The organism is Palleniella intestinalis (assembly GCF_013166595.1).
Lineage (GTDB): Bacteria > Bacteroidota > Bacteroidia > Bacteroidales > Bacteroidaceae > Prevotella > Prevotella intestinalis.
On the sequence record NZ_JABKKG010000005.1, the window covers coordinates 120669 to 146168 of the forward strand.

10 protein-coding genes are annotated in these 25500 nt (G+C 49.4%); all 10 read right to left on the reverse strand.

Annotation, left to right across the window (positions count from 1 at the left end):
• Positions 1 to 16: 16 nt before the first annotated feature.
• The 10 genes from HPS57_RS08515 to HPS57_RS08560 all read right to left on the reverse strand — a co-directional run bounded on the left by HPS57_RS08515 (position 17) and on the right by HPS57_RS08560 (position 25130).
• Positions 17 to 1048: a DUF5627 domain-containing protein gene (locus HPS57_RS08515; protein WP_253946515.1), complete on the reverse strand. Its 1032-nt coding sequence runs from the start codon at positions 1046 to 1048 to the stop codon at positions 17 to 19.
• A gap of 45 nt (positions 1049 to 1093) precedes the next feature.
• Positions 1094 to 2896 (reverse strand): RagB/SusD family nutrient uptake outer membrane protein, encoded by a 1803-nt coding sequence (locus HPS57_RS08520; RefSeq protein ID WP_172182139.1) that lies wholly within the window; start codon positions 2894 to 2896, stop codon positions 1094 to 1096.
• 41 nt (positions 2897 to 2937) lie between these two features.
• Complete coding sequence (locus HPS57_RS08525) at positions 2938 to 5727, reverse strand: SusC/RagA family TonB-linked outer membrane protein (protein WP_172182404.1); 2790 nt, start codon at positions 5725 to 5727, stop codon at positions 2938 to 2940.
• Between the two features lie 192 nt (positions 5728 to 5919).
• Entirely contained in the window at positions 5920 to 7869 is a 1950-nt protein-coding gene (locus tag HPS57_RS08530) for a RagB/SusD family nutrient uptake outer membrane protein (protein WP_172182141.1), read from the reverse strand.
• 32 nt (positions 7870 to 7901) lie between these two features.
• Positions 7902 to 11003 (reverse strand): SusC/RagA family TonB-linked outer membrane protein, encoded by a 3102-nt coding sequence (locus tag HPS57_RS08535; RefSeq protein WP_172182406.1) that lies wholly within the window; start codon positions 11001 to 11003, stop codon positions 7902 to 7904.
• A 1425-nt stretch (positions 11004 to 12428) separates the two neighbouring features.
• Positions 12429 to 16466 carry a hybrid sensor histidine kinase/response regulator transcription factor gene (locus HPS57_RS08540; protein ID WP_172182143.1) on the reverse strand — a complete coding sequence of 1346 codons (4038 nt, stop codon included), beginning with the start codon at positions 16464 to 16466 and terminating at the stop codon, positions 12429 to 12431.
• Between the two features lie 240 nt (positions 16467 to 16706).
• Positions 16707 to 18038, reverse strand: a complete 1332-nt coding sequence (locus HPS57_RS08545; RefSeq protein ID WP_172182145.1) for a sialate O-acetylesterase — start codon at positions 18036 to 18038, stop codon at positions 16707 to 16709.
• 24 nt (positions 18039 to 18062) lie between these two features.
• Positions 18063 to 20552 (reverse strand): family 43 glycosylhydrolase, encoded by a 2490-nt coding sequence (locus tag HPS57_RS08550; RefSeq protein ID WP_216653393.1) that lies wholly within the window; start codon positions 20550 to 20552, stop codon positions 18063 to 18065.
• Between the two features lie 369 nt (positions 20553 to 20921).
• Positions 20922 to 22340: a hypothetical protein gene (locus tag HPS57_RS08555; RefSeq protein ID WP_172182147.1), complete on the reverse strand. Its 1419-nt coding sequence runs from the start codon at positions 22338 to 22340 to the stop codon at positions 20922 to 20924.
• Positions 22341 to 22364: 24 nt separating this feature from the next.
• Entirely contained in the window at positions 22365 to 25130 is a 2766-nt protein-coding gene (locus HPS57_RS08560) for a TonB-dependent receptor domain-containing protein (protein WP_172182149.1), read from the reverse strand.
• Positions 25131 to 25500 lie beyond the last annotated feature (370 nt).

The window sequence follows — 25500 nt, forward strand, 5'->3', positions numbered from 1 at the left end:
ACGTTTTCAGAGTTTTTTATTTTTTGTAAACCGGAGAGAATGTGCCGGCACCATTGCCACGACGCTGCCATACAAGAGTGTCCTCTGTTGCCACTTGTACACCACCGAAGTCTACATTATATTTCAGATACAATCCGTCGCGGTCTTTGTTGCCCCATGCCTTTATCTCTGCCTTGTCCTTATACTCACCGTTGCCTGTTGCGGTCACACCCTGTGTGTTGGAAGAGATTGTGCACTTCTTGTCATCACCGAATGTGAGCAGCAACTCGCATTTATGGATTGTACCGTCAGAGAGTTTCACCTCAACCGGGCAAGTAACACTGTTGAGAGACTTTGTCGTTGTGGCATAGACCTCATCTTTCTCCACATTCTCCTTATGGCGGATGTTGGTTGTTGTTGTACCATTCACGGTTATTAAGTCTTTACCGCGACGGAGCCAGTAAGCATGGTAAGGGTTGATGTACTTCACGCAGTAGAGCACATAGTCCTGTGGCAGGACTTTCCATGCGGAAACATCTGTGCGTGCCGGTGTCTCACCTGCATTGAACGGAGTTCCGGCAAGGATGCGGCTAGCACCAACCTGGTCGGTCATGCGCAGAGGTATCACGTATGACGCTGTCAGAGCCTCCGGGTCAGCGAAAAATGCGTCAGTGAACTGAACATTCACGCGTCCCATGAATGAGCCGCCGTAATCAAGAGTGTTTGTTGACAGTGAGTAGTAGTTCTGCGGCATTGGCTTTACCGGAGTGACGCCATCCTCGAAATACAGTTTGTCGCACAGGCTCTCGTCAACAGTGACGTTCACCTTTATGTCGCCACCATTGTATGAGCCGCCCATTGTAGAGATAATCTGGCATTTGTGCTGATTGTCCATATCATTAAGCCCACCCTCGTCATATCCAAGGATGAGGGTACGCACAGGATACTGTTCAGCGAAATATACTGAAGTTCCGCCCTCGTAGTCCGCAAATTTCTGGTCACCGTTCTCACAAGCGGCAAGAGAAAGCATCAGCGAAGCGAGTCCCATATATAAAATATTCTTTTTCATAAACATTTTTTCTATTAGAGGTTTTCAATTTTAATTTACCACAACTTATTCCCAGCCTTTGTTCTGTTCAAGAGCACTCCATTTGAGAATCTCAGAATAAGGAATCGGGCCGAAGTACATATACTCCTTGTATTTGCGCTCTTCCACAGAAGGAAGGACAACATACTGCAGTTGCTCATTAGCCTTGCTCACCTCCATACCGCGTGCTGTTTCGTTGAGCTTGCTGAAAGGAACATCCCAACGGCGAAGGTCATAGAAGCGTTGGTTCTCGAAGCAGAGTTCCAGACGGCGCTCGTTACGGATAAGCTCACGCATCTTGAGTTGGTCATTCTTGCACTCCTCAAGATAAGCGTCGCCATTGTCCAAGCCAATGCCTGCACGCTTGCGGAGAGCCTGCACCACTTCGTAAGCCGAGTAGCCGTGGCGCTTGTCCATAGGACCATAAGCCTCGTTGGCAGCCTCTGCAAATGCAAGGAACAACTCTGTATAGCGGATACGTGCATCATAGTGGTAAACCTTTGTTGAGTTGGAAGGGTTAAGGTTCACGTCTGAGCGAAGCATCTTACGGAGATAGTAGCCCGTACGTGTTGACTTTCCGTTCTCCTTGTTCACTACGTCACTGTTTGTGCCGTAAGTGCCGGTGATGATTTCCTTCTTCTCTGCGCCGTAGTCTTTCACACCATTATATATAATGTATGCAGCGAAACGCGGGTCACGTCCTTCATAAGGATTAGCCTGGTCATATCCGCCTCTGTTAGCAGCGTCATCGATAGGATAACCATTCTTCATCGGGAAAGCGTCAACAAGGTTCTGTGTAGGGTTAACAAGACCGTTGCCATAGAGTGACGGAGCATAGTTTTCTTGCTCGATGTCGTTGCTCTCGCCTTTTGAGCCACGCCAGATGATTTCTTTCGGGTCTTCCTCACGCTTCAGATTGTTCATCTCCTGTATATTGTCGTACCATGTCCATCCGTTGTCAGACATTCCTGACACACCACCGATATGGTCAAGGACTGTAGCAGCTGCCTTGGCAGCATCCTCGTAAGTGTAACCTGACTGCTGGCTGTAGGCAGGGCTGGCAGCAAACAACAGAACCTGTGCGCGGATAGCCTCAACGATTTTGCCGTTGACCTTTCCTGCAAGGTGGCTGCCGAAAGCACGGTTGTACTCACCCATGTCAGCACCGATGGCAGCATATTTTGCAGGCACCTGGCTATTGCTTGTTATGTCACGATCCTCATACTGGAGAAGTTCCAGGGCTCTGTCGCAATCTTCAACTATGGATTTCACGCAATCAGCAAACGGTGCGCGTGCTATGTTGAAGTCTGTGTTCGCATCCTGGTATACCGGATGAATCTGCACACCCATCAGTGCACCACCGGCTGTATATCCGGAATGAGCACGGAGCAGATAGTACATGTTAAGTGCGCGCAGTCCATAGCTCTCGCCAAGGAAATGGTCGCGGAACATGATTCTCAGTGACTCAGAGTCCGCCCATTTCACTTTATCTGCGTTCTCAATCATGATGTTGCAGTACTGTATTGCGCTGTAACGGCTCTGCCACTGTGACATCGGGTCATTGTTTGATGCCCATGAGCCTGTCGCCATACGGCTGAAGGAGTTTGTCGCCACATTACTTACAGCATCATCCGTCGCCATGTCCGAACCCGGCTTACTGCTGTAAGGCAGGAGCATGTATGCGTTGGCAATGATACCCTGTGCGAACGTAGGCTCTTGATACATTGCATCAATGTCACGCTGGTTTTCGATAGCAGGGTCAAAAAGGTCGTCGCAAGCTGTCAGGGCAGGCAGCAACGCTGCTGCTATGATTATATTTCTTATCTTCATTGCGAATTACAATTTATAGTTGGTTCTGTTATGATTTTCCCTTAGAATGTCATCTTCACACCCATGTTGTAGAATCTTGTCTGTGGTGCAGAACCGACATTCATCTCAAGTATCTTGCGCTCAGGAGCTATGGTCAGGAGGTTGCTGCCGCTGATGTATGCGGAGACACCCTTAATCCATGTGTTCTGGAACAGATTGTTTGCGAAATCGTAAGTCAGCTGGACTTTTGACAATCGCAGTGCGTCTGTGCTGTAGAGCCAATATGTAGATGTTGTGTTGTTATTGGCACCGTCCTGAGTTGTCAGACGAGGGTAAGTGGCTGTGGCAGCAGTCTCTTCTGTCCAAGCTCCGCGAACAACCTCTGAATACTTGTTCTCGCCGGAAATCCAGTAGTAAGAGTTGTTCTTCACGCCTTTGCCGCCCCATCCGCCTGTGGCGAGGACAAACAATGTGAATCCTTTCCACTTAGCAGACAAGTTGACACCGATGGTGTAAGGAGAGCCGTACCATCCGCCCTTGCCGAGACAAATCTGGTCCTTAGTGTCGATGATTCCATCATTGTTCTGATCCTTGTACTTAAGATCACCCTTCTTAATGTTTCCGCTCAATGCTGCCTGTGAAGGAGAGTTAAGCACATCCTCAGGACTTGTGAAGTAGCCGATGCACTCATATCCCCAGATAGCGTCCAGAGGTTTGCCCTGACGGTACTGATAAGTATCAGAGAAAGAAGAGTCATCACGCTTTGTAGCCTCTGTATTATAATATGTGAAGTTGGCTCCTGCCATGAATTCAACCTCGCCAAACTTCTCCTTATAGTTCACAGAGATGTCAAAACCGTTGCGCTTGTCATTGTCATAGTTGACGTATGGAATGAAAGATGCTTCCGGCCAGTATGTGAACATGTAGTTAGGGTACATGTTTGTAGGTCTGATTACCTTGCCATTGAGCGTGCTTGTAAACCAAGAGAGGTCAGCAGTGAGCCTATTGTCAAGCATTGACGCACGAAGATTCACAGAGAACTCCTTACGCTTCAGGAATGTGAGGTTCTCGTTAGCACCACGGTTGACTATTGCAGGGTTAAGGCTGATGCCGTCACGCCATCCCCACCATGCGCTGCTGTTCTGTGTGTAAGAGCCTGAATACATGTAGTACTCATCGATACCGAGGTCAGTGTTCAACTGGCTAAGGCTGGCACTGAGCATAAGGTCGTTGAAGATGCTGCCCTCCATAAATTTCTCCTTCGCAATGTTCCATCCCAAAGTCATTGAAGGTGACAACGCTTCACGATGCCCCTCGGCAAGCTTTGCCGAATGGATTGCTGCCATACCGAATGTAGCGAAATACTTCTTGGCATAGTCGTAAGACAGGTTCAGACCAAGGTTGGCATTGCTTGTACGGTGGTACTCTCCCGACACAGTCTGCTGGTAGCCATTTGCAAGCAGCATTGCACTCACGTTATGCACCCCACCGAATGTACGTGCATAGTCAAAATGAGCATTGAAATTGATTGTCTGTGTGTCAGCTGACCCACTGATATTCTGTGTAGCAGTTCTTTCGTCAAGACCATACTTTTCAAGTCCGACAATCACCTCCTTGCCACCATAGCTGCTCCATATCGGTGAATATGTAGCATAGCTATTGTTATACGATGTGGTGTAAGAAGTGGCGTAATCCACTGCGAACATCGTGTGAAAAGACAGACCTTTCACCAATTTGTCAAGGCTGAAATCCAAACCCACATCAAAGGTGAAGTTACGGCTTGTGTACTTCGCATTGCCGGCAGCGTAATAATTTCCGAACATGTTGGTCATGTCATTCTGAGTACCACCGAGGAAGCAACCATTGAAGATATTCTCGGAAGAGCCAAGCATTTCCCAAACGGAAGATGCGTTAGGGTCAATCAAGCTCGTAGGGATGAGCGGAGCCACACGGTTAGGGCGGAAAGAAGCCGCTGCTTCCCAATAGCTGCCGCCATTCGCAGAGCGTGAATCATAGAACGATGCCGTTGTGTTGACATAAGCAGAGATGTCATCATTGAGGCGCATATCCACATTACCACGCACATTCAGACGCTGTGTGAAATTGTCCGCAGCCTCTCCGAACTTGAAATAATCGCCGGCACGCTCATAGCCTATGTTTGCATAGTATGTCGCGAACTTTCCGCCACCCTCTATCTCCGCAGTGGCATTGGTAGTGTTTTTCACCTTGCCGATATATTCGCCGGAATAGAAATTCACATCCGGATAACGGTAAGGATTGAGTCCGCTGCCATAGTTATAGATGTCTGTCGCGGAGTAAAGGTCACCAAGACCATCATTCTGACGTGCCTTATTGTAATAAGTCATGTACTCTGCTGCGCTGAGGTATGTAGGGAAGCTCTTTGCCACATCCCATCCTGTGTTAGCCCTCACATTGATGCGCATGTCACCGCGCTGTCCGCGCTTTGTGGTGATAAGCACCACACCATTCGCACCTTTGGAGCCATAGAGCACAACAGCCTGTGCACCTTTCATGAACGTGATGGTCTCAATCTCGTCAGTCTTCACATTGTTGGCACTGCGTGGCACACCGTCAACAAGAATCAGCGCATCACTGTATCCCCACAATGAGGCACCGTTCCAGCCACCGACGTATCCCTGCATGTTGTCCATGCTGTAAGTGGTGAAGTTCTTCTTTGTCAGTTCCTTTACATCTACCACAGACACGCCGCCAAGCAAGTCGTCCTTTTCCACCTCGCGGAAAGCCACATGCACCTTCTTGCCATCTTCATCGGTAGTGGCAGCCTCTTCGCCGTTCTGTGCATAGGTCAGTATCGGCGATGCGGCAAGCATTGCGCAGAGGAACGTTTTCGCTAAGCCAAATGAGCAGAGCGAAACCTTTTTCGGCTCTGCCATGGCGAGAAAAGGTCGGGTGGAACCCAGATATTTTGTATGTATATGTTTCATTGTTGTTTTGTTTTTATGATTAATGATTCGTCAAGCCTTAAGAACGGCTTTTTTCATTTATCATTTGCCATTAATGTGTTACCATCCCTCATTCTGTCCGAATCCCTCGTAGATGTTGACAACAGACTCCGGCAATGGCAGCCAGTAATGCTTAATACTGTATCGGCGGGTGAGTATGGTCTCCTCTTTCCATCCTGTCACAGTAGCATCGCGTGGGTCATTCTCCTCAAACCATGCTCTGTCAGTGCCGTTACGGTAGAACTCCTGTGAAGTCTTTGTGTTGTATGGCGCAACGGTAAGCAGGAGCCAGCGCTGCAAGTCGTTCCAGCGGAAACCCTCAAAGGCAAGCTCGCAAGCACGCTCACGGCGAACCTCATCCATGAACAGCCTTGGGTCGGCAGTGTACTTCTCGTTGACAGGTTTCACACCTACGCGGTCACGAAGCACATTGATAGCCTCCTCTGCAGTTTTTGAGAATGTAGCGGACTTTGTCTTTGCTCCGCCAATAGCGGCACATGCCTCTGCATACATCAGGTACAGGTCTGCCACACGCATATATGGGAGGTTACAGTGGAGACTGTGTCCCCAGCCATAATAGTCATCAAACTCGTTGCACTGGTGAGGTACAAGTTTCTGGCAGTAGTAGCCTGTACGGCTGCCAAGTGATATGTCACGTGTGGAACCACCGGTGTAGAGATTGCAGTATTCCTCTTCCTTGCGCACATCGCTTGCAGGCACAGAGGAGCTGATGTACTTGAATCCATCGAAGATGATGTCATGATAGAAGCGTGGGTCACGGTCCTTGAACGGTTGTGTTTCATCGAAGCCTGAATCCGGGTCATCGAGTGGCAGTCCGTTTGCCATTCCGTAAGCATAGTTTATATAGTTTGCTGTCGGGAGATGAATGACCTTATCGTGGCCTACAACGTTGTTAATCTTGGTGCCCCATGTCTTGGAGAAGTTCCAGTTTGACGCGTTAGGCGACATTGACGGGTTTCTGAACATAGCCTCGGTAGAGCCCGGAATCTGCCAGTTCTGGTTCACTGTGTAGAAGATGTCCGAATAGCAGGAAGGTGCGCCGGATGAACGCTCGTGATTATAGACATTGGTGTAGTCGAACTTTGCCAAAGCATAAGGAGTCTGTCCCCCTTCAATCAGTGCCAGGACTTCTCCAAGAGCATCTGCAGCACGCTGTGCATATTCCTTGTTATAGTCATAAGTATGCGCACCGTCAGTTGACGCACCATTCTCCATCAGTGGTGATGACGCCCACAGCAGGACTTTGCCAAGATAGCCAAGTGCAGTAGCCTTTGTCAGACGCAAGCCGTTCTTTCCGAGAGTCTTCTGTCCTACGAGTGTCTTGTCCCAGTCGTTAGGAAGGAGGTCGGCAGCCTTGCGGAAGTCTGCTGCACACTTGTCGGCACACTCCTGGAAAGAGAGTCTCGGGTAGCGCATTTCCTCCAATGGGTCAAGTGCTTTCTCAATATATGGCAGACCGCCAAAGAACTGCATCAGTTCCTCATACCACCATGCGCGGAAGAAATAGAGCTGTCCGGCAATGATGTCCTTCTCCTCCTGGCTGCCCACAAGCTTGTCAAGGTTCTCAAGTCCGAGGTTAGCCTTGCGGATGCAGTACCATGCACCCTGCCACAGAGGGTGGCGTCCACGGTGGTCCTTGTCACCGGTAAGTGTAGGGTCGAACCTGTCGCCGTCCCAAAGGAACGACTGGTTGTTGGAGTACCAGTTGCGGTAGTCACCATTATCGAAATAGCGTGTCACAAGACCGTCACCAAGACCGGCGTTCATGATTTCGTCATCACCCCAGTTGAATGACACACAGTAGTTGTGCTTCTCCTTGTCAGGAATTGTGTTGTAGATTTCCTCAATGAATCCCTGGAAATTGTTGAAATTCTTGAAGGATATGGCAGGGTCGAGCGTTGCTTGCTCGTCCTTCTCCAAATAGTCGGTGCAGGAGCCGAAGGTCAGCGTCATTCCGAATATTATCGCATAAAAGATATTCTTTTTCATATATATGCTTTCTTTCTATTATTATATATGTATTAGAAATTCACACGCATGCCCAAGTTAACACGCTTGACCATAGGGTAAGCACCCTGTGAGCCCCATCCTGAGTAGTTGCTCTCACGGTCGTCAGGCAGACGTGACCACATCCAGAGGTTGTTGCCGTTGAGATAAACGCGGAGACCATCAAGTCCGAGGTTCTTGACCCACTTCTGGCTGAATGTGTATGCTATTTCAGCATTCTTGAGTCGGATGAAGCTGCCGTCGTAGAGGTAGCGTGTGCCACGTGCATATCCCGGCATGTTGTTTGTCCAACGTGAAGCAGGGATGTCTGCCGTTGTTGCTTCTGCTGCCGACCACCATGTGCCCTGGTCGAACGCAACGTTCATCTGTCCTCCAAAGTCTGTAAGGGTAACATCACGTGTCACGTTAGTCACACCGTAGAACTGCACGAAGCAGCTGAAGCCCTTATAGTCGAAACCAAGTGTGAGGTTGTAAGTGTTCTCCGGAGAACCGGTGTAACCGTAAGGAGCCTGGTCGTTAAGGTCCACCACGCCGTCGCCGTTAAAGTCAACGATGTAGTAGTCACCCGGCAGGCGCTGGTCGTTGCTGACATCAAACTTAGGAGCACCGATGAGTTCGTCATAAGTGCCGATGAATCCGCCGTCAATGTAAGTCTTTGTCTGTCCGATGGCATAGCCCGCATTCTTACGGTGTGCCTGGAGCAGGGCTGCATCATCATAAACAAGAATCTTGTTCTTGGCATGAGTCATGTTGGCATCTGCCCAAAGGCGCATGCTGTTAGGGAACACCTTGTTGAATCGCAAGGCAATCTCGTAGCCCTTTGACTCCACAGAACCGAGGTTTGCCGGTACAGGAGTAGCTCCAAAATAGATAGGGACAGCACGTTGCTTGCCACCGATGATGACATCGTCACGCTTGTCCTTGAAGATATCCACGCTACCTCTGATCAGTCCGTCAAGGAAAGAGAAGTCGGCACCGTAGTTCCATTTCTTCACTGTCTCCCAATGGATGTCAGGGTTACCGACAGATTTTTCTCTATAGAAATGGTAAGGGCTGTCGCCACGTGTGACATCCAAAGATGTTGCTTTGTCGCTGAGATATTTCCAATCATCCATGTACATCCAGCGTTCGTTGTAGCTGTCGTCACCGATTTCACCGTAGCTGACGCGGAACTTCAGCATGTCAACGTATTTCTTGATCGGCTGCCAGAACTTCTCTTCGGAGATGGTGTAGCCGATAGCCCCTGAATTGAAGAATGCGAAGCGGTAGTCGCTGGAGAACTTCTCAGAGCCGTTGTAAGCACCGTTGTACTCTGCGAAATAGCGTCCGCCGAAGTTGTAGGTCACACGGAAAGCCCAGTCCTCACGACGGCGGGCAATCTCGCTGCCTGTTGCATACTCGTCACGTGCGAACACTCCCATCGCCGTAACGTCATGCTGTCCGAACTTGCGTGCATAGTTGACCTGTGCCTGGTATCTGAGTTTGCGAAGTGTGCTCCAGTTCTGCACCTCACCGCCTTCTGTAGCCCATGTCACAGGCTGTGCGAAGTCAAACTTGTTGTTCTGCTCATAAGGAGACTTATGCTGCAGGATACCTGTCACAGGGTCTACCCAAGTGTGCTGCGCGTCATTGTTCTTGTCGTTGACACCGCGCTTCCACTCCTTGAAGTTGTTATCCCAGGAAATCATGGCGTTTGCGCTCAAGCCCTTGGTGATGAAATCAAGTTTCTGGTCGATGGTGAAGTCGGTGTTGATACGTGTGATGGTATTCTTGTTCACACCACCGACAGAAATTATTTCCGCAGAGTTGGAAACGTTTGTACTCTTTGGGTAATAGCCCCATCCGCCGTCACTGTAGACAGGGAGGAACACGTCAGGAGCAATATTGTAGGCACCTGCCCACTGCTGTGCAACGCTCCAATCGGAGGAACTGCTGGCGTCTGTATTATTATAAGGTGTCTTCTGCATACCTGTGCTTCCTGCAAGGTTGACTTTGAAGACTGTTGTCTTCGTGATGTTGAAGTCAAGGTTGCTTCGCACGTTCAGACGGTTGTAGGAGTAACCGCCGTCGTAGCCACGGTTGTTAGGATAGACACGGAAAAGGTCGCCCTCGTTATGGAAGTCGACACTGGCGAAATACTTGACCAGCTTTGTACCACCGCTGACATTGACGTTGGCATTGTAAGCCATGGCTGTGCTCTTGAAGAGAGCGTCCTGCCAATCGACGTTAGGGTAGCGCTCGTACTCCTCCAATGTGCTTTGGCCACGGTAGTGGTTGATGAAGCTCTGTGGGAGGATGTCTGCCCAGGAGTCAGGAGTGGCGTTAAGCTCGTTGCCAATGGCAGTGTTACGACGCATCATGGCATCGTAGGCATCATATTTGTTAGGGAGCTTTGAGACAATCTTCATTGTCGCCTGCGCTGTGGCAGTGATTCTTGCACGGCCTTCCTCACCACGCTTTGTTGTCACGAGGATGACACCGTTGGCACCCTTGACACCGTAAACGGCTGTTGCGGAAGCATCCTTCAATACGGAGATGGAGGCCACGGAACTGATGTCCACAGAACTCATAGGACGCTCGACACCGTCGACAAGGACAAGTGGGGAGTTGTTGTTCCATGATGTACCGCCACGGATGACAATCTGTGGCTCCTCTTCACCCGGCATGCCTGATGACTGTGTGGTCACCACGCCCGGAAGGTTACCGGTCAGCGCAGCACCGATGTCTGAGACACCACCTGCACGCTCCAGGACTTTGCCCGTAGTCTGAGTGATGGCACCCACAACCGATGCCTTCTTCTGCTGTCCGAAACCTACGACAACTGCTTCCTCAAGCATGTTGACGTCGTCCTCAAGTGTAATTTCCAGAGGCTTGCCCCCTCCTTTTGCCACTTTCACGTCTTTTGTCTTCATACCGACGTAAGAGACTACCAGGACAGATTTGTCACTGGGAACAGAAAGAGAGAAATTACCGTCGAAGTCTGTCACTGTCGCTGTCGTCGGCTGACCTTTGACTGCCACTGTCGCGCCAATCAAACCTTCGCCTTTGACATCAACAACATGACCGTCCACCTTGATGCCCTGCGCCTGCACAACCAATGCTGTGCAGATGAGCATCATCGTGAAAGCCGCTCTTGCAAGAAACCGACTTTTGTCGCTTGCAAAAGCAAGAATTTCTTTTGCATTTTTCATCTGTTTGTTGTTTGTTAAAGTTAAATAGTTTTATCGAATAAATTTAGTTCCAATGATGTGTTGGAAATCCCTGTTAGGTTTTATGGGCACAAATTTATACAATATTTAAGGAAGAGTCCTTATGCTATGTTACACATACATTGCCGTATGTTACATTTTGCAAAAAAGCCCTGAAACACGCGCTTTCTACGAGATATTTGTTACATGCGGTATCATTGTTTTTATATTAAAACTGTATAAAAAAGCATGGAGGCAAGTCTATAAAACAAACAATTCATGTTAAAAATGTAAAACCGACACTATTAATAAAAGAGCGGTTTTGGCGAGCTTTTTTTGAAAGTTGGTAGCGCTTTGAGAGAGAATCCTGCGCAGTTGAGACGCTTGCTTTTAAGCACTGTGAAATGCAGAAAAACAATCATGAGTCACCGCCTTACGGTACAGGCTGTCTCATCGCAATCAGCGTAAATCTGCGAAATCAGCGTGGTGGAACCACACTCTTTTATGCTACCTGTCTCATCTCAGAGCACTCTATATCATATATAAAGGAGTGTGGCGCTGCCACACAAGTTGTCACACTGATTATTAGCCCCATCGCTAAAGCGAGGGGTTACCATAAGGGCTGTGGCTCCGCCACACTTGGTGAGATATTCCATAGCGCGTTTCGGCATGAACAGGTGCCTGATGTGGCTCCGCCACACTTGGTGAAGAGAAATTCGGCAAGACTACTGTATGCATTTCGCACATTATCCACACCCGTACGAAATCTTGCAGCCCCACAAAAAAACAGCATGAGTTTTCTAATGTCCTATTTATCATAATAAGGAGAACGGCATGGGAAAGAGGCGTTTTTTACGGTTAAGACGCTTGCTTATAGCTGTTTTCACATTGTTTTTGGCAGAAAAAGAGCCGAAAAGGCCATGCTATGCACTGCAAAAAGCTACCTTCCGGAAGGAAAAAGGTTATCTTTTGCCATGCAAACTGTAACCTTTTACAAGAACCATGTTAAAAAGCAGTCGCTTATAAACGTACAAAACTCTGAATGACAAACACTTACGCAAACTCGAAAATTCTACGATTTTCGAAGCATCAGAATATTTTTTTTATTTCTATGCAATTTCTATGACAGTTTTCTGGCATGAGTTTTCCTATAAACAAGTGTTCAAAGCATTCTCGCTGTCAATCAGATTCTTTATCAGAACAAGACTCATAGAACAAACATAAAAGACAGTGCTGTGCAAAGAAAATCCTCTGAATCCGCATTAATCCGCATAAGCCCATATAAGCAAAACGGGCAGGAGCAGCAACAAAATGTCACTGTTCCTGCCCGGAAAAGATAATCGTCAAGGGGCATCATTCCTTTTGGTGCTCCGCCATATACTGGCGCGGAGACACGCCATACACCTTCTTGAACATTGTGGAGAAAGAGGTGGCGTTGCCGAATCCGCAGGCATACACGACGGTGGTGATGTTGCAGTTCTTCTGCGCCAACAGGTGTGCAGCCTTCTTCAGGCGTATGTTGCGGATGAACTCCTGCGGGCTCTGGCCTGTCTGCTCCTTCATCTTCCGATAAAGATGCACACGGCTGAGACCTACCTCGGCGGCAAGACCTTCCACACTCATGCTGTCGTTTGTCAGGTTGGCGTTGATGACTTTGACCACTCGTTCCATGAGTTGCTCATCGGCAGACAGCATCTTCACGTCGTCAATCTTCTTCTCGCTGATGTCTGTATTGAATTTCGTCTGCAGCACCTTCCGCGTGTTGAGGAGATTGATGATAGTGTTCCTGAGCACATCAAGATTGAACGGCTTCGTAAGATAAGCGTCGACACCTGTGGAAAGTCCTGTGACCATGTCCTCGTCACGCGTCTTTGCAGTGAGCATGATGATAGGGATATGGCGCAGATTGACATCGCCCTTGATGGCTGCGCACAGCTCCGTGCCGTCCATTTCCGGCATCATCACATCGGTAATCAACAGCTGCGGGCCTTTCCTCTTCACCAGCGTGAGGGCTTCCTTGCCATTAGCGCATCCGATGATGTTGTAGCCGTCGCCCAGTTCCTGCGTCAAGAACCGTCGTATCTCATCGTCATCCTCGGCGATGACTATCGTCGGCACTTTGTCGGAGGATGTGGCATTTGGCTGCTGTTCCTCTGTTATTTCCTGAGAATCAGAGATTTCCTTATAGGGGGGGGTAATTTTTTCTTCGGTCATTTCCTCTTGGATGATGTCTTCAGGCTTTATATGCTCACATCCCATAGGTATTGCAATGACAAACGTGCAGCCCTCGCTGTCCACGTTGTTGTGCGCCGTAATCCTGCCTCCGTGCTGCTCGACAATGGCACGTGCGACATCAAGTCCGATGCCTGTACCTGCCTTGCTGCCATTGGAGTCGGACGCCACCTGATAGAAACGCTCAAAGATTTTTTCCATCTCCGCCTCCGGAATCTTCTCGCCGTCATCCCAAACGCTGATGCGGCACTCCTTGTCGTCATGTTCCACGCAGACGGCAATGTTTCCACCTGTCTTTGTGTACTTGAACGCATTGGACACGATGTTCATCAGGACGGTGTCAAAATGCTTGCGGTCGACCCACACCGGAATCGTGTCGGCATCGCTCTCGAACTTCACGGTGATGTCCTTCACCTTGGCGTGCTGCTCGAAGAAGCCCATCACATCCTTGACCATGGCAACCATGTCCGTCTCGCGGAAGCGCATGACCATCATTCCCTTGTCTATCTTCCGGAGGTCCATCATCTGGTTGACAAGACCGAGAATGCGGTCAACATTCCTGCGGATTGTCACCAGCATGTTGTGCTTGTAGGCGTCGTTCTCCTGCTTTATCAGCTGTTCCAGTGGGGAGACGATGAGCGTCATAGGGGTGCGGATGTCATGGCCGAGGTTTATGAAGAACTTGAGCTTCTGCTCTGTCATCTCTTCGGCATGTATGTGTTCCTGCAGGCGCAGCTCGTTCTTGTGGCGGCGTTGCAGCATGCGTATGTAGAAGATTGCCAAGGCAAAGACGAAAATGGCGTAGCACACCTTCGCCGTGGTGGAGAAGTACCATACCGGGTGGACTCTCACGGTGAACTCCTTGATGTCGGAAAGTGTGCCATTGTCCTCGGCACGGATTTGGAAACGGTAGGTCCCGGGCTGGAAATTACGCAGCTCCATGGAGTTTTCCCCTCGTGGCAGACGCTCCCATTTGTTGTCGTTTATCCTGTAAAGGAACACCATTCCTTCCGGATTGTCGTAGGTCAGTGTAGAGAGGGATATGGTGAAACTGTTGTCATCATAGTTGAGGTCGAAGTTGTCAGACTGGGATGCCATCCTCTCTGTTATGACATAGCTGCCTGACTTGTCACCGGGAGAGATTATCTTGTCGCCAAGGGAGAATGCGCTTATGAACACATCAGGCTTTACTTTCCTGCGCTTGATGTCGGCAGGATTGAACCACACGATGCCATGTATTCCTCCGAAACAGAGCATATTGTTCCATGAACAGCTTACACGCTTGCTGAATTCATCGCCAAGAAGTCCGTCGCCGGCATAGTAGTTCTCTATGTTCCAGCTGCCGGGCGTTATGCAGCTCATGCCATGCAGTGTGCTCACCCATGCTCTGCCGCTTCTGTCAAACTGTATTGAGGCGGCATTGTTGTCAGCGAGGTTGTCTTTGGAGGAGAGGAAGCGGACACTGTTGTCCTTGGAGAGTATATGCACACCGTTTTCGGTACACACCCAGATATTTCCAAGTTTGTCTTCTGCGATGTCAAATATTTCCTCTGCAACGAACATCGAGTCTGTCCCGACAGTCCTTATCCACCGCTCCGACAAGAGGTCCATGCAGGAGAGTCCCGACGCAGTGCCCACATAAAGGTGTCTGCCGTCAGAGGAAAGGCATAACCTCTTGACATAGTTGTTGCACAATGTCTCGCCGTTGCCCTCCACAGTGCGGAATTCCCTGACCTCCTGTGTTTTCATGTCAAAGCATTTCAGTCCATCACCAAGCGTTCCTATCCAAAGTTTCCCCTTGCCGTCCAAGAGTATGTCAAAGACGGAATGTCCCCTGCCCATCGTGCATGGCAACTGATGATAAGTTCCGGTGCTACGGTCTATCCATCCTGCACCGCGGACATAGGATGCCACCCACAGTCGTCCCGCCTCGTCTTCTGTCATGGAAAGGACGGCAGGAGGCACCAACTTATTGTCGAAATGCTTCAAAAGTGCGCCGGAATGGTCGAGTTCGTAGATTCCGCCACCATCAGTCGACACCCAGATGTGTGAATCTCTCGTGATGCAAACGGCAGCGACGGCAGCGTCACCGATAGTGTTATATGGACCGTTGCACTGCCCTTGGTAGCGGAAAGGAGCAGCCTCCTTGCGGTGCATATACACACCTTTCTGGTACATGGCGCACCAGAAGTTTCCCTCACGGTCAAGGATCATGGACTTAATCTTCGCACGATGGAGGTCAATGTCCTTGTTGTATGCCTTTGAAATCTCTATGGCATCCGATGAAGGGTTATACTTCACCACTCCCATACCATCAGTGCCCATGAGGATGCTGCCGTCCGCACATTCCATCAATGTGTTCACACCGATATGCGCTGTACAACCGACACTGCGGAAAACCTTCTCCCGTGGCGTCAGACGATAGATGCCGTTGCTCAGAGTGCTCACATATATATCGCCGTTCTTTGCCACGAGAATGTACGAGAGCGCTGTGGAACCGCCTCCTGCCATAAGATAGCGTTGCACCTTCCCACCCTTTGCAGCGTAGATTTCATTGGCTTCGGTGACCATCCACAACCGCCCGCTATTGTCCTCTGCGAAGCCTTTCACGCTGGCGATGCCACGCACAGAGGCGAAAACTCGTGAGACTTTCCCATCTTTGCCGATGCGGAACACACCATGGGAGTCTGAGACTCCGCCATAGAGAGTGCCGTCCTTGGCGAGAAAAAGCTGTGTAATGTATTTGGAGACAGGCTCCCCCGTGGTATAAGCGGCGTTCACAAACTTGCCGTCCTTTATGTACTGCAGTCCGCGGCTTGTTCCCACATATATGCGTCCATTGGGCATCTGGTTGATGCAGTTGACTTGGTTGGAAAGCAAGCTGCCGTCACTGCCGTCAGCCTTCAGTATGCGGAAATCATAGCCATTGTATATATTCAGTCCATTGCTCGTAGATATCCATATAAAGCCTCGCTTGTCCTGCATGATATGATTGACCATTGCCGTGGACAACTGAGAGCCGCCTCCACAAAAAAAGCGTCCTGTCTGTCCGAAGGCAGGCATGACACAGCATAACGTTATTGCAGCCAACAACGCAACATATAGTTTTTGAAACAGTGCTTTTACAGATAGTGCTATGCGTAGGTTTTCCATCATCATCTCGATTAACACTGCAAAAGTAATATTTTTGTCACAAACCACCAAACATTTATGTTAAAAAATCCATTTTCTCCCTTTCCTTTTTTTCTTGGAGGATTGCGTTTCTTGACAGCCCTACGGCTCTTTGGCACTCATTGCTTAGATTATTTTTGCATTTGCTCGTCATACATGACAGAAAAACATACCGTCGGAAGCCGCAAGCAGTGTGTCACTGCCAAGCGGCCGCCGACGGTACGCCAACTAACGTCCGACAGAGTAAGGATCGGTGTTTGTCACAAACACCTGCTTGATTTTCACAGGCTTGCCGCCCTGACTCCAGAAGCCGATGCGGTGGATGCGGGCAGTGTTAAGCGTCTCGATACCGGTCTGCTTGCCGTTTTCGACGACAGGCTTCATCATGCCGTCCAGTTCTGCCACAATCAGTTTGTCGCTTCCGAACTCACGGCTGTAAGGCTGCGCCCAATAATCTTCGGTGTCAAAGATGCGGAGCATTGCTCCTGCTTCCTGAGGCTCTTGCAGTTCCGCAACGATGTACTTGTAGCCGGAAAGGTCTACCGGCTTTGCGAACTCCCACCCTCCGAAGCCATACTTGCCTGCGGTGAATGTCTTTGTGGCTGCATCAAAAGTACCTGATTCCCAAATAGAAGGGTTAAACTTTGAGAAATCGAGCACAAGGTCGCCCTTGCCCGGCTTTGGTTCCGGCACGAAAGGTTTCTCTTCGGAATATTTCACAATAGGATTCTTTACGCCCATTCTGTCGAGCATCGCTACGGCATAGCGGCATCCAAGGACTCGGTAAGCATGAGGAGTAAAGTGCAGACCGTCGCCTTTCTGCTCAAGATTCTTTGAGGAGACGACACTTGCAGTAGGGATTGTCTCAGGCAGACGGTCGATGATGGGATTCATTGAGCCGCACACGCCGCCCATTTCCGTAGTCACCACCTCGCCGGCTATCAACGGCACGTCCTTGGCTTTGAGTCCCAAGTCCTTGAGGATGTCCTCATACACTTTCTTCACTTTGACGGGCCACTGCCGGTCGCCGGTGTTTGAGCAGCCTTGATGAAGCAGGATTCCCTTTATGACACCGTCACGCTGCGCTTTCTTCGCACACTCGATAAGGCGGTCATAAGGCCGGTTGTCATAAGCAGACATGAATCCGCGGAACCAGTCTGCTTCCTTAACGACGGTCGAAGGGTCATAGTCCTTGTCAAGATGCTCTATCTTGCAGCCGCCGATCGCCACCATGACGACACCAAGCTGCTCGTCTTTCGGCATATTGTCAAGCATTGTCCTGCCGAACCAATCGACAGGTGTAAGTCCTGTCCCCTGGCGCACCAACGGCGGAACGGCGGTGTACCACTCCCCTTTTGTGCGCTGCGGATTGGTGTAATCCACAGCTGCCATCATGCGGAAACGCTCAGGGACATTAGTCCTGTCGACAGGTTCTATCTGCGCACTGCCTTCCATATTCGACTGTCCTATACACAGATAGATATGGAATTTCGGATTCTGTGCGAAAGCTGCCAATGCCGTCACTCCCGCAACAAGTGTCATAATTGCCTTGCGTAACATAATTATCGGTTGTTTGTTATGACATTATTTAAACAGATGTGGCACAAATTGGCGGAAGCATCTGCGCCATGTGAGCCATTCATGGTGAGTTCCCTGTGACTCATAGAACTCCACATCGATGCCGAGGGCTTTGAGTTCCTTTGCCATTTTCTCTGTTCCGAAATTCTCTTCTGAGCCACAGCCCATGAACATGTACTTCATCTCACTGTTGAACTTCTTCGCGTCAGAGAATATTCCGTTGAAACAGGTCTTCACATCCACACCGAACAGCGCACCGCTGAACGTGCCGAGATAAGCGAACTTGTCCATGTTCGGCAACACTGTGTGGAATGTCTGGTGACCTCCCCATGACAGTCCTGCCATTGCACGGTAGTTGCGGTCGGTCTTTGTGCGGAAAGTCTTGTCTATCATTGGTATAAGGTCTTTCAGGATGACATCATAGAATGATGCGCCATACATGTCGCGCTCCTTGTTGACATCATATCCTTTGCGTGGCACAAACGGTGCTTTCACGTCACCGCTCTCCATTACGACAATCATCGGAACACACTCTCCGGAGGCTATCAGGTTGTCCATAATATGCTGCATGCACCCCTGCTTGCTCCAACCTGTCTCGTCTTCGCCCATGCCATGCTGCAGATAGAGCACTGGATAGCGTTTCTTTCCTTTCTCATACTCCGCCGGAGTGTAGACCATTGCACGGCGGAAAGCCTGCTGACTGTCTGAATAATAGGAGACAGAGCGCACTTGTCCATGGGCGATGCCCTGCTGCGGGCGGTAGTAATCGCCTTCTTTTCCCTCGGGAACCTCTATTCCGCCAGCTTCACGGCAGCAGCCGAAGAAGGTCTCACTGGCAGGGTCAACGACAGAAACACCGTCAATATTGAGGAAATAATAGTGGAATCCGACAACCAAAGGGTCGGTCATTGCAGTGAAATTGCCGTCTGCATCCTTCTCCATAGGATACTTCTTGCCACAGATGTCAACCATCATACTGCTGCATTGCGGTGCATGCACACGGAAGTGCGCACGGTTTTCTTTGTCAACACGCGGATATTCATTGCCCGGAATAGTGTATATCCCCAGTGTCGTTCCTGCAAGGTCAGTCTGCTTCTTCTCTGCAATCTCCCACCAATCGAAGTTGAAGAGCTTAACTCCCTTGCGGCCTTTGAACACAAAATAGACATCATGAATGCCTGAAACCTTCCCTGTTATGTCAGCAGAATATGTCTGCCAGTTTTCCCAACCGCCTGTAGTACCCACGGCGAGTGTGGCGATCTGCTTTCCGCCTATGCTGTCAAGATGAACCTCAAGTGTGCCTCCACGGAGTGCGGAAGCAAGGGAAGCCTTGAAACACATAGGCTTATTTGTGCCGTTAACGGAGAAATCCACCTCACGCACCTTTATATAATCGCCGTTGTGAATGTCAGAAACATAGACTCCGGTACGCTTGTTCTGCTCTGTTTTCACACCTTCACTGAATGCTATTGTCTCAGCCTCAACACGTTGGAAAGGATTGAGCGTGCCGACAGGCTTCACACCCTCGCGTGTGGCATTGATGATTGGGAATGTGCCGTCAGGATTATACTTGAATTCCTCCACAGCAACGCTTCTCGCAAAGCCGCCGCCTTTAGGCAACCAACCTGTATGGTAGAAGAAATAGGAATGTCCCTTGAAATCCGTAACACCACAGTGGTTTGTAAACGAGCCTGTGTTTTGCAAAGGCATAATCTTGCCAACGCGCTTCCAAGGTCCTACAGGTGTATCTGACTGAGAATAAGCTATATGTTCAGGAATGCCACCGGCAGCGTAGAGCATGAAATACTTGTTGTTGCGCTTCATAACCCACGGTCCTTCCGTGTACGCTGTCCTTCCCCTCTTCTCATCCTTAGCCAAAGGCGTGTTAGGCAGTTTGCCGAAGCCTTCAACAGTCATATCAATCTTCTGCACCTCTCCGTCGAAGGAAATCATATCCTTGTTGAGCTTCACATAATAAACGCGCGGATTGCCCCAATAGAGATATGCCTGACCGTCATCATCTATAAACACAGTAGGGTCAATATAGTCCCAGCTGCCGTCGGCAAGCGGTTTGCCGATAGCGTCACGGAACGGACCTGTCGGCGAATCGCCCACAGCGACACCTATCGCCATCGTCCCTGAGAGCTTTGAGTGCAGAGGGACATAGAAATAAAACTTGCCGTCGCGCTCTATGCACTGTGGTGCCCACGCACGGTCGTCACCCCAAGAGAAATCCTCAATCGCCAACGGTGAGCCGTGATCAGTCCAGTTTACCATGTCCGCAGATGAATAGACGCGCCACTCCTGCATCCAGAAGAAGTCCGCATTGTCCTCATCGTGACCTGTGTAAAGATACACACGCCCATTGTGCACCATCGGTGCCGGGTCGGTTGTGAAGCATGTCTGTATGATAGGGTTTTGTGCCTTCGCACCGAAAGCCGTCATAAGAAACATGCCTGCGAGAAATCCTCGCCTGATTGTCATTTTCTTGTTCATTGCTGTTGTATATAGTTTGGTTTTTCTGTCTTGGCATGCAAAATTAGTATAATTTCGTAATATAACATCTTTATTTTGTTACATTCTTTTTGCATGACGTAACATATTGCTGTAACAATAGTGCCAAGCCGTAAATTTTCGCATACTACACCGAAGAATTTTACACAATATCCCCCGAATCACCCTTCAGCAACTATACTGGCAATGGACAATATAACATAAATATTGGACAATTTACACTATTGTAATATCCCCATTTCCTTTCCTCTTTCAGAAACACAGAAACACGCGAAACAAAAAAGACATAAAAGCCGGCTTCATATTTGCAAGAGCTGTCTTTTATGTCTTTATCGGTTTATGGCAGGAACACTACTCAAAAGCGGTAGCGTGGCTGTCAACAACAAGTCTGTTCAGATTATATTTTATGGTCACTGTCCTGTCAGTGGCATCAACAGTGTAAGCATCCATACCATATTGCTCTGTCGGCAGATAGGCAGGGATATATGCCTTGATGAACATTGCGACATCAACATCAGGATACCTGTTTTTCACCTTTGCCGCCTCAACCTCACATAAAGGCAGGCGCATTCCGAGGTCTGAGAAGCGGCGTCCCTCGGCAAAGAAGACTTCCTGACGAAGCAGATAGACCAACTCCAAGAAATCCTTGCCAAAAGCATTACGCATACGGTCGGCATCGACAGAAGTGCCACTGACAGCCGGAACTGTTATCAAGCCTTTTGAGCGGTTGAGCACAAGGCCCTCTATGAACTTATCCTCACTTGACGCCCTGACTTTCCAATCGGAAGTGTTGAGGTTCACCACTGTGCCGTCAGTGGCATTCGCCTCACGCATCTCCAAATCATCCTCAAATGATTGTGCGCCACGGCTCATGACAAGACGGAAGAAATCGTCCATCAAATCCTTCTTGAACCCCTCAACCGCTGCGCCATCCGCCGCACTGCACTCCGCAAGGATAAGATAATCCTCCTCTGCCTTGGCATAAGCTATGCGCTGGGATTCTGCCGACTGCTGATACTTAGGGTCAAGGAAATCAAGGCGTGGCAATGGTTCCCACCAGTTTGCACTGAACGAGCGGTCCTTGATATTGCTCACCACACCGTTGGCCTCATCAAAATCAACCATGGCGCAGAATGTCTTGTCATAGGACAAAGCCTTCTCAGCATTCTCCTTTGCAGCAGTCCTGTTGCCAAGCCTGTGATACGCTCTGGCAAGCAATGTATGGCAGACAGGCTTGAAGGAAGCGAGCCTTACTTTTGCATTTGCCTCCTCAAGCACCTCCACTGCCTTGCGCAAATGCTCCTGCCACACCATGGGGCGTCCGTTTTCCTCCATAGGCAAGGCGACAAAATTCTCGCCTGCAAGAATGTAGGAATATGCCCAAGCCGTATATATGTCGGCAAGTTGTTCGTCGGTAGGAGTGTCGTGCGCTGCAATGGTGTTAAGGGCGTAGAGTGACATTTCACGGAGTTTCCCTACATGGCGCTGCAGATTCTCGACATCAATGTCCGTATATTGGATGTTCGGCTTGTCGAACTCACGGTTTGAACGCGAGTAGACATTGCGGTAATTGTCTGTCGCCACATCAAGCAATTCCGCAAAACTACCGACAGCAAGCGCCATCTCCTTGTTTATGCCGTTCACCCAATAGGTCATCGGCTTGTCCACTTCAAGGAATTCATCGGCAGACATTTCCGGAGAATCCGGTGTACATGAACTCATTAATGCTGTCACAAGAAACAGGGCGGAAAGAATGATATATTGTTTCATAAGAGTATTTTTTGTTTTTATTTGTCAGAAATTCACTTTCACAGAGCCAACAAACTGGCGCGGGCTTGTATATGAGCCATAAACGATACCGGCAACGGATGCGCCTCCATAGGAAGCTGCATCGGAAAGGCAGGCCTCAGGGTCAACCTCTGCCTTGGTGAACGAGAAAGGATTATAGCATGTGAATCCCAATGTGAGACTCTTGGCTATACGCTTCAACCTGAACTTGTAGGTCATGCCTATCGTGCGCACCTTCAGATAGTCCGCCTTCTCCACAAAACAGCTTGTGAAGTTTGTCCATACATCTTTGTGTGTACTTCCTTCCGGCAGCCAGTCTTCGTTCACACAGACATCCTTAGCACCATAACGCCAGCGGAAATGACGGTCAAGCTCATAGACATGTCCGCCAAGCTGATAGTCGGCATTCGCAAAGAATGAGAATCCTTTATAGTCCACATTCAATGCCAGCGAACCGTAAACATCAGGAAGAGTAGAACCCAGGTCGGACAAAGATTCTGTGTGACTGTAAGAGCCGTCATCGTTGCACACAACCTTGTTGCCACGGAGGAAACCTATCGGCTTCCCTTCCTCGACAATGTTCTGTATAAGGGCCTCATTGGCAAACGTGCCGACACCGAAGGCTGTCTCACCGCCTGTCGAAAGCACCTTGTTGTCCAGAGTGTTCAGCGATGCTTGGAAACGGGCTTTCAAGTCTTTTGTCTGCAAAAAGTCTGATGCGACAATGAACTCAAAGCCACGGTTCCGGATTTTGCCGATGTTGGCAAGATATGTTGACGACTGTCCGGATGAAGGGGCGGAATGCACTGAAAACAGCGCATCATGTGTGACTGCATTATAGTATGCAACTCCCAACTGCAGATAGCCGTTTGCCCACTCACTGTTGAAGCCTGCCTCAAAGGAGTGCTTCTTCTCAGGACGCAGGTCAGGATTGCCATACTGGCCGTATTCCGCTGTGATGCCGTCAAGATACTGACCAAACTGCACTGTCTTCTGATAGGCAAATGCCGGCGGATAGTTGCCTGCCACACCATAGTTGGCATAGAAGCGCAACGAACCGAGGATGCCTGAGGATGCCAATGATTCCATGAATTTCTCGGATGAAAGCATATAGGACAGTCCCACTTTGGGATACCACTGCCAGCCCACATTCTCGCCAAAGCCGGTGTTGAAATCGGCACGAAGCCCCAAGTCAAGATAATATTTATCACGGAATCCGATGTTCTCCTGCAAATAAGCTCCGTAATTATACAACGTGGAACGGTCTCTTTCCTCATAGGTGCGGTTACTGTCGTCAACCGACTTCACACCATCCTCCACGCCAACAGCCTGTTCGTAAGCCTGGCGGTCGTGGTTGCTGAAACACTGGAATCCTGCGGAAGAGACAACGCTGAACAAGTCATCATGATAGTACTTGTGCTGGGCGTTGAGTTCAAATGTCGTGCTTGTGAACTTCCTTTCATAAGCGGAAATGTTGCCGACAGCTATCGGACCGTTATACTGCACCGCCTTTATAAGCTCGTTGGTGATTACATTCTTCACACCCTCGTAACGGTAGTCCAGACCAAAGATGCCTTTCACGACAAGGTTCTGCATAGGCTTGTACTTCAGCTCGTGCGACATCTGGAAACGGTTGATGTCCGCACGCTTGTCCTGAAGCCTCTCCGAAGTAAAGATGAAATCCTTGAATTTCCGGTAAGCAGTACCGTCCATAGCGTCAATGTCACTGAGGAAAGGGACATTCTCGCCATTCTCTCCCACATAGCTCATGGAGGATGCCGCACCGCATTCCGTAAGCCACAGACCGGAATAATAGCCTTCGTTGCCGTTACGGCTGCGCAAATAGTCATTATGGACAAAGCCCAGCGAGTTGCTGTAAGTGAGATTTTTCAGGATGTCAAGATGAGAACCGAAACGGGCATCGTACTTGTGCGACTTGTTGTTGTCGGCAATAATAATGCCGTCATTAGAACTTGCGGAAGCTCCGAAACTCCAACCGCCTGACTTTCCGCCGCCATCAAGCGCCACGCGGTAACGCTGCATAAGACCGGTTTGGTTCAGCAGTTCTTTCGTACGGTTGAAATGATAAAACTGCCCATTGGCCTCTTCCCAGCCGATTTGAGCCTCAACCATTGCGTTCAACTTGCCTTCGCCACCTTTCTTCGTGAAAATCTGAATCACGCCATTGGCAGCATCAGAGCCATAAAGGGTAGTTGCTGCACCGCCATTGACATATTCCACCCTCTCGATATTCTCCATGGGAATGTCGGAAAGCGAACCTGATGCCGAAGCGGCACGGACGCCCTGCTCATTGAGCTTTTGGGAAAGTCCCGTGGCGGTGTTGCTGTTGTCGATGCGGACACCGTCGACATAAATGACAGGGGTCGAGTTGATCTGCACACTTGACAGTCCGCGGCTCCTTACCATGGAAGCGGCTCCCGGCTGTCCGTTGGAAAGATTAATCTGCATGTTGGGCACAACAGCCTGCAGCATCATGTCAAGGCGGTTATTGTTTGCCTTCCCTATGTCATGCGCCTTGATTGTGAAGACATTGGTCGACAAGCGGCGCTTCCGGATAGCACCTCCCTGCCCTGTCACCACAACCTCACCCAGCTCCTTGCTCCAACGGGCAGAGTCGGCCTCAGTGTCAAGCCGCTCATGACTGACAGCATAATTGTTAAACACTCTTGTGGCAGCATTGGCTTCACGCCATGCCACAACATTAAGAGACAATGCCACGCATGGCAATGCCAAGAAGATTCTCTTCTTCATTCAAAAAAATCGTTAAGCAGAAAAAGATGCGCTACGGATTTACTGTGCAGCGTCAAAAATTTCCAGTGAATAAATTGATAAATTAAAGTGATTTATCAGTGTACCACTTGAAATTTCCAAGTCAAACGGACCTTCGGCTATCGCAGGTTGGAAGAGTGATAACACCTAGGCAGACATGCGCACATCTCTGCCGATGTTTTTAAAAGTATGCTCTTTTTTCAGGTGCAAAGGTAATGATATTTTTCTTAAAATACGCAATACCCTGACTCCTATTTTGCATTTTTTTGCAAAAACACCATGCAAGCCACACGCCCGCAATCCGTGTTCAACACTTCATCCCACACACCAACCGTGTACAATAAAACATAAG

Excerpts from the sequence above, each read along its gene's own strand:
- HPS57_RS08540 (WP_172182143.1), bottom strand. The coding sequence starts at position 16,466 with ATGATGATGGAAAACCTACGCATAGCACTATCTGTAAAAGCACTGTTT.
- HPS57_RS08535 (WP_172182406.1), bottom strand. The coding sequence starts at position 11,003 with ATGCTCATCTGCACAGCATTGGTTGTGCAGGCGCAGGGCATCAAGGTG.
- HPS57_RS08560 (WP_172182149.1), bottom strand. The coding sequence starts at position 25,130 with ATGAAGAAGAGAATCTTCTTGGCATTGCCATGCGTGGCATTGTCTCTT.
- HPS57_RS08515 (WP_253946515.1), bottom strand. The coding sequence starts at position 1,048 with ATGAAAAAGAATATTTTATATATGGGACTCGCTTCGCTGATGCTTTCT.
- HPS57_RS08520 (WP_172182139.1), bottom strand. The coding sequence starts at position 2,896 with ATGAAGATAAGAAATATAATCATAGCAGCAGCGTTGCTGCCTGCCCTG.
- HPS57_RS08550 (WP_216653393.1), bottom strand. The coding sequence starts at position 20,552 with ATGAACAAGAAAATGACAATCAGGCGAGGATTTCTCGCAGGCATGTTT.
- HPS57_RS08525 (WP_172182404.1), bottom strand. The coding sequence starts at position 5,727 with ATGCTTGCCGCATCGCCGATACTGACCTATGCACAGAACGGCGAAGAG.
- HPS57_RS08530 (WP_172182141.1), bottom strand. The coding sequence starts at position 7,869 with ATGAAAAAGAATATCTTTTATGCGATAATATTCGGAATGACGCTGACC.
- HPS57_RS08555 (WP_172182147.1), bottom strand. The coding sequence starts at position 22,340 with ATGAAACAATATATCATTCTTTCCGCCCTGTTTCTTGTGACAGCATTA.
- HPS57_RS08545 (WP_172182145.1), bottom strand. The coding sequence starts at position 18,038 with ATGTTACGCAAGGCAATTATGACACTTGTTGCGGGAGTGACGGCATTG.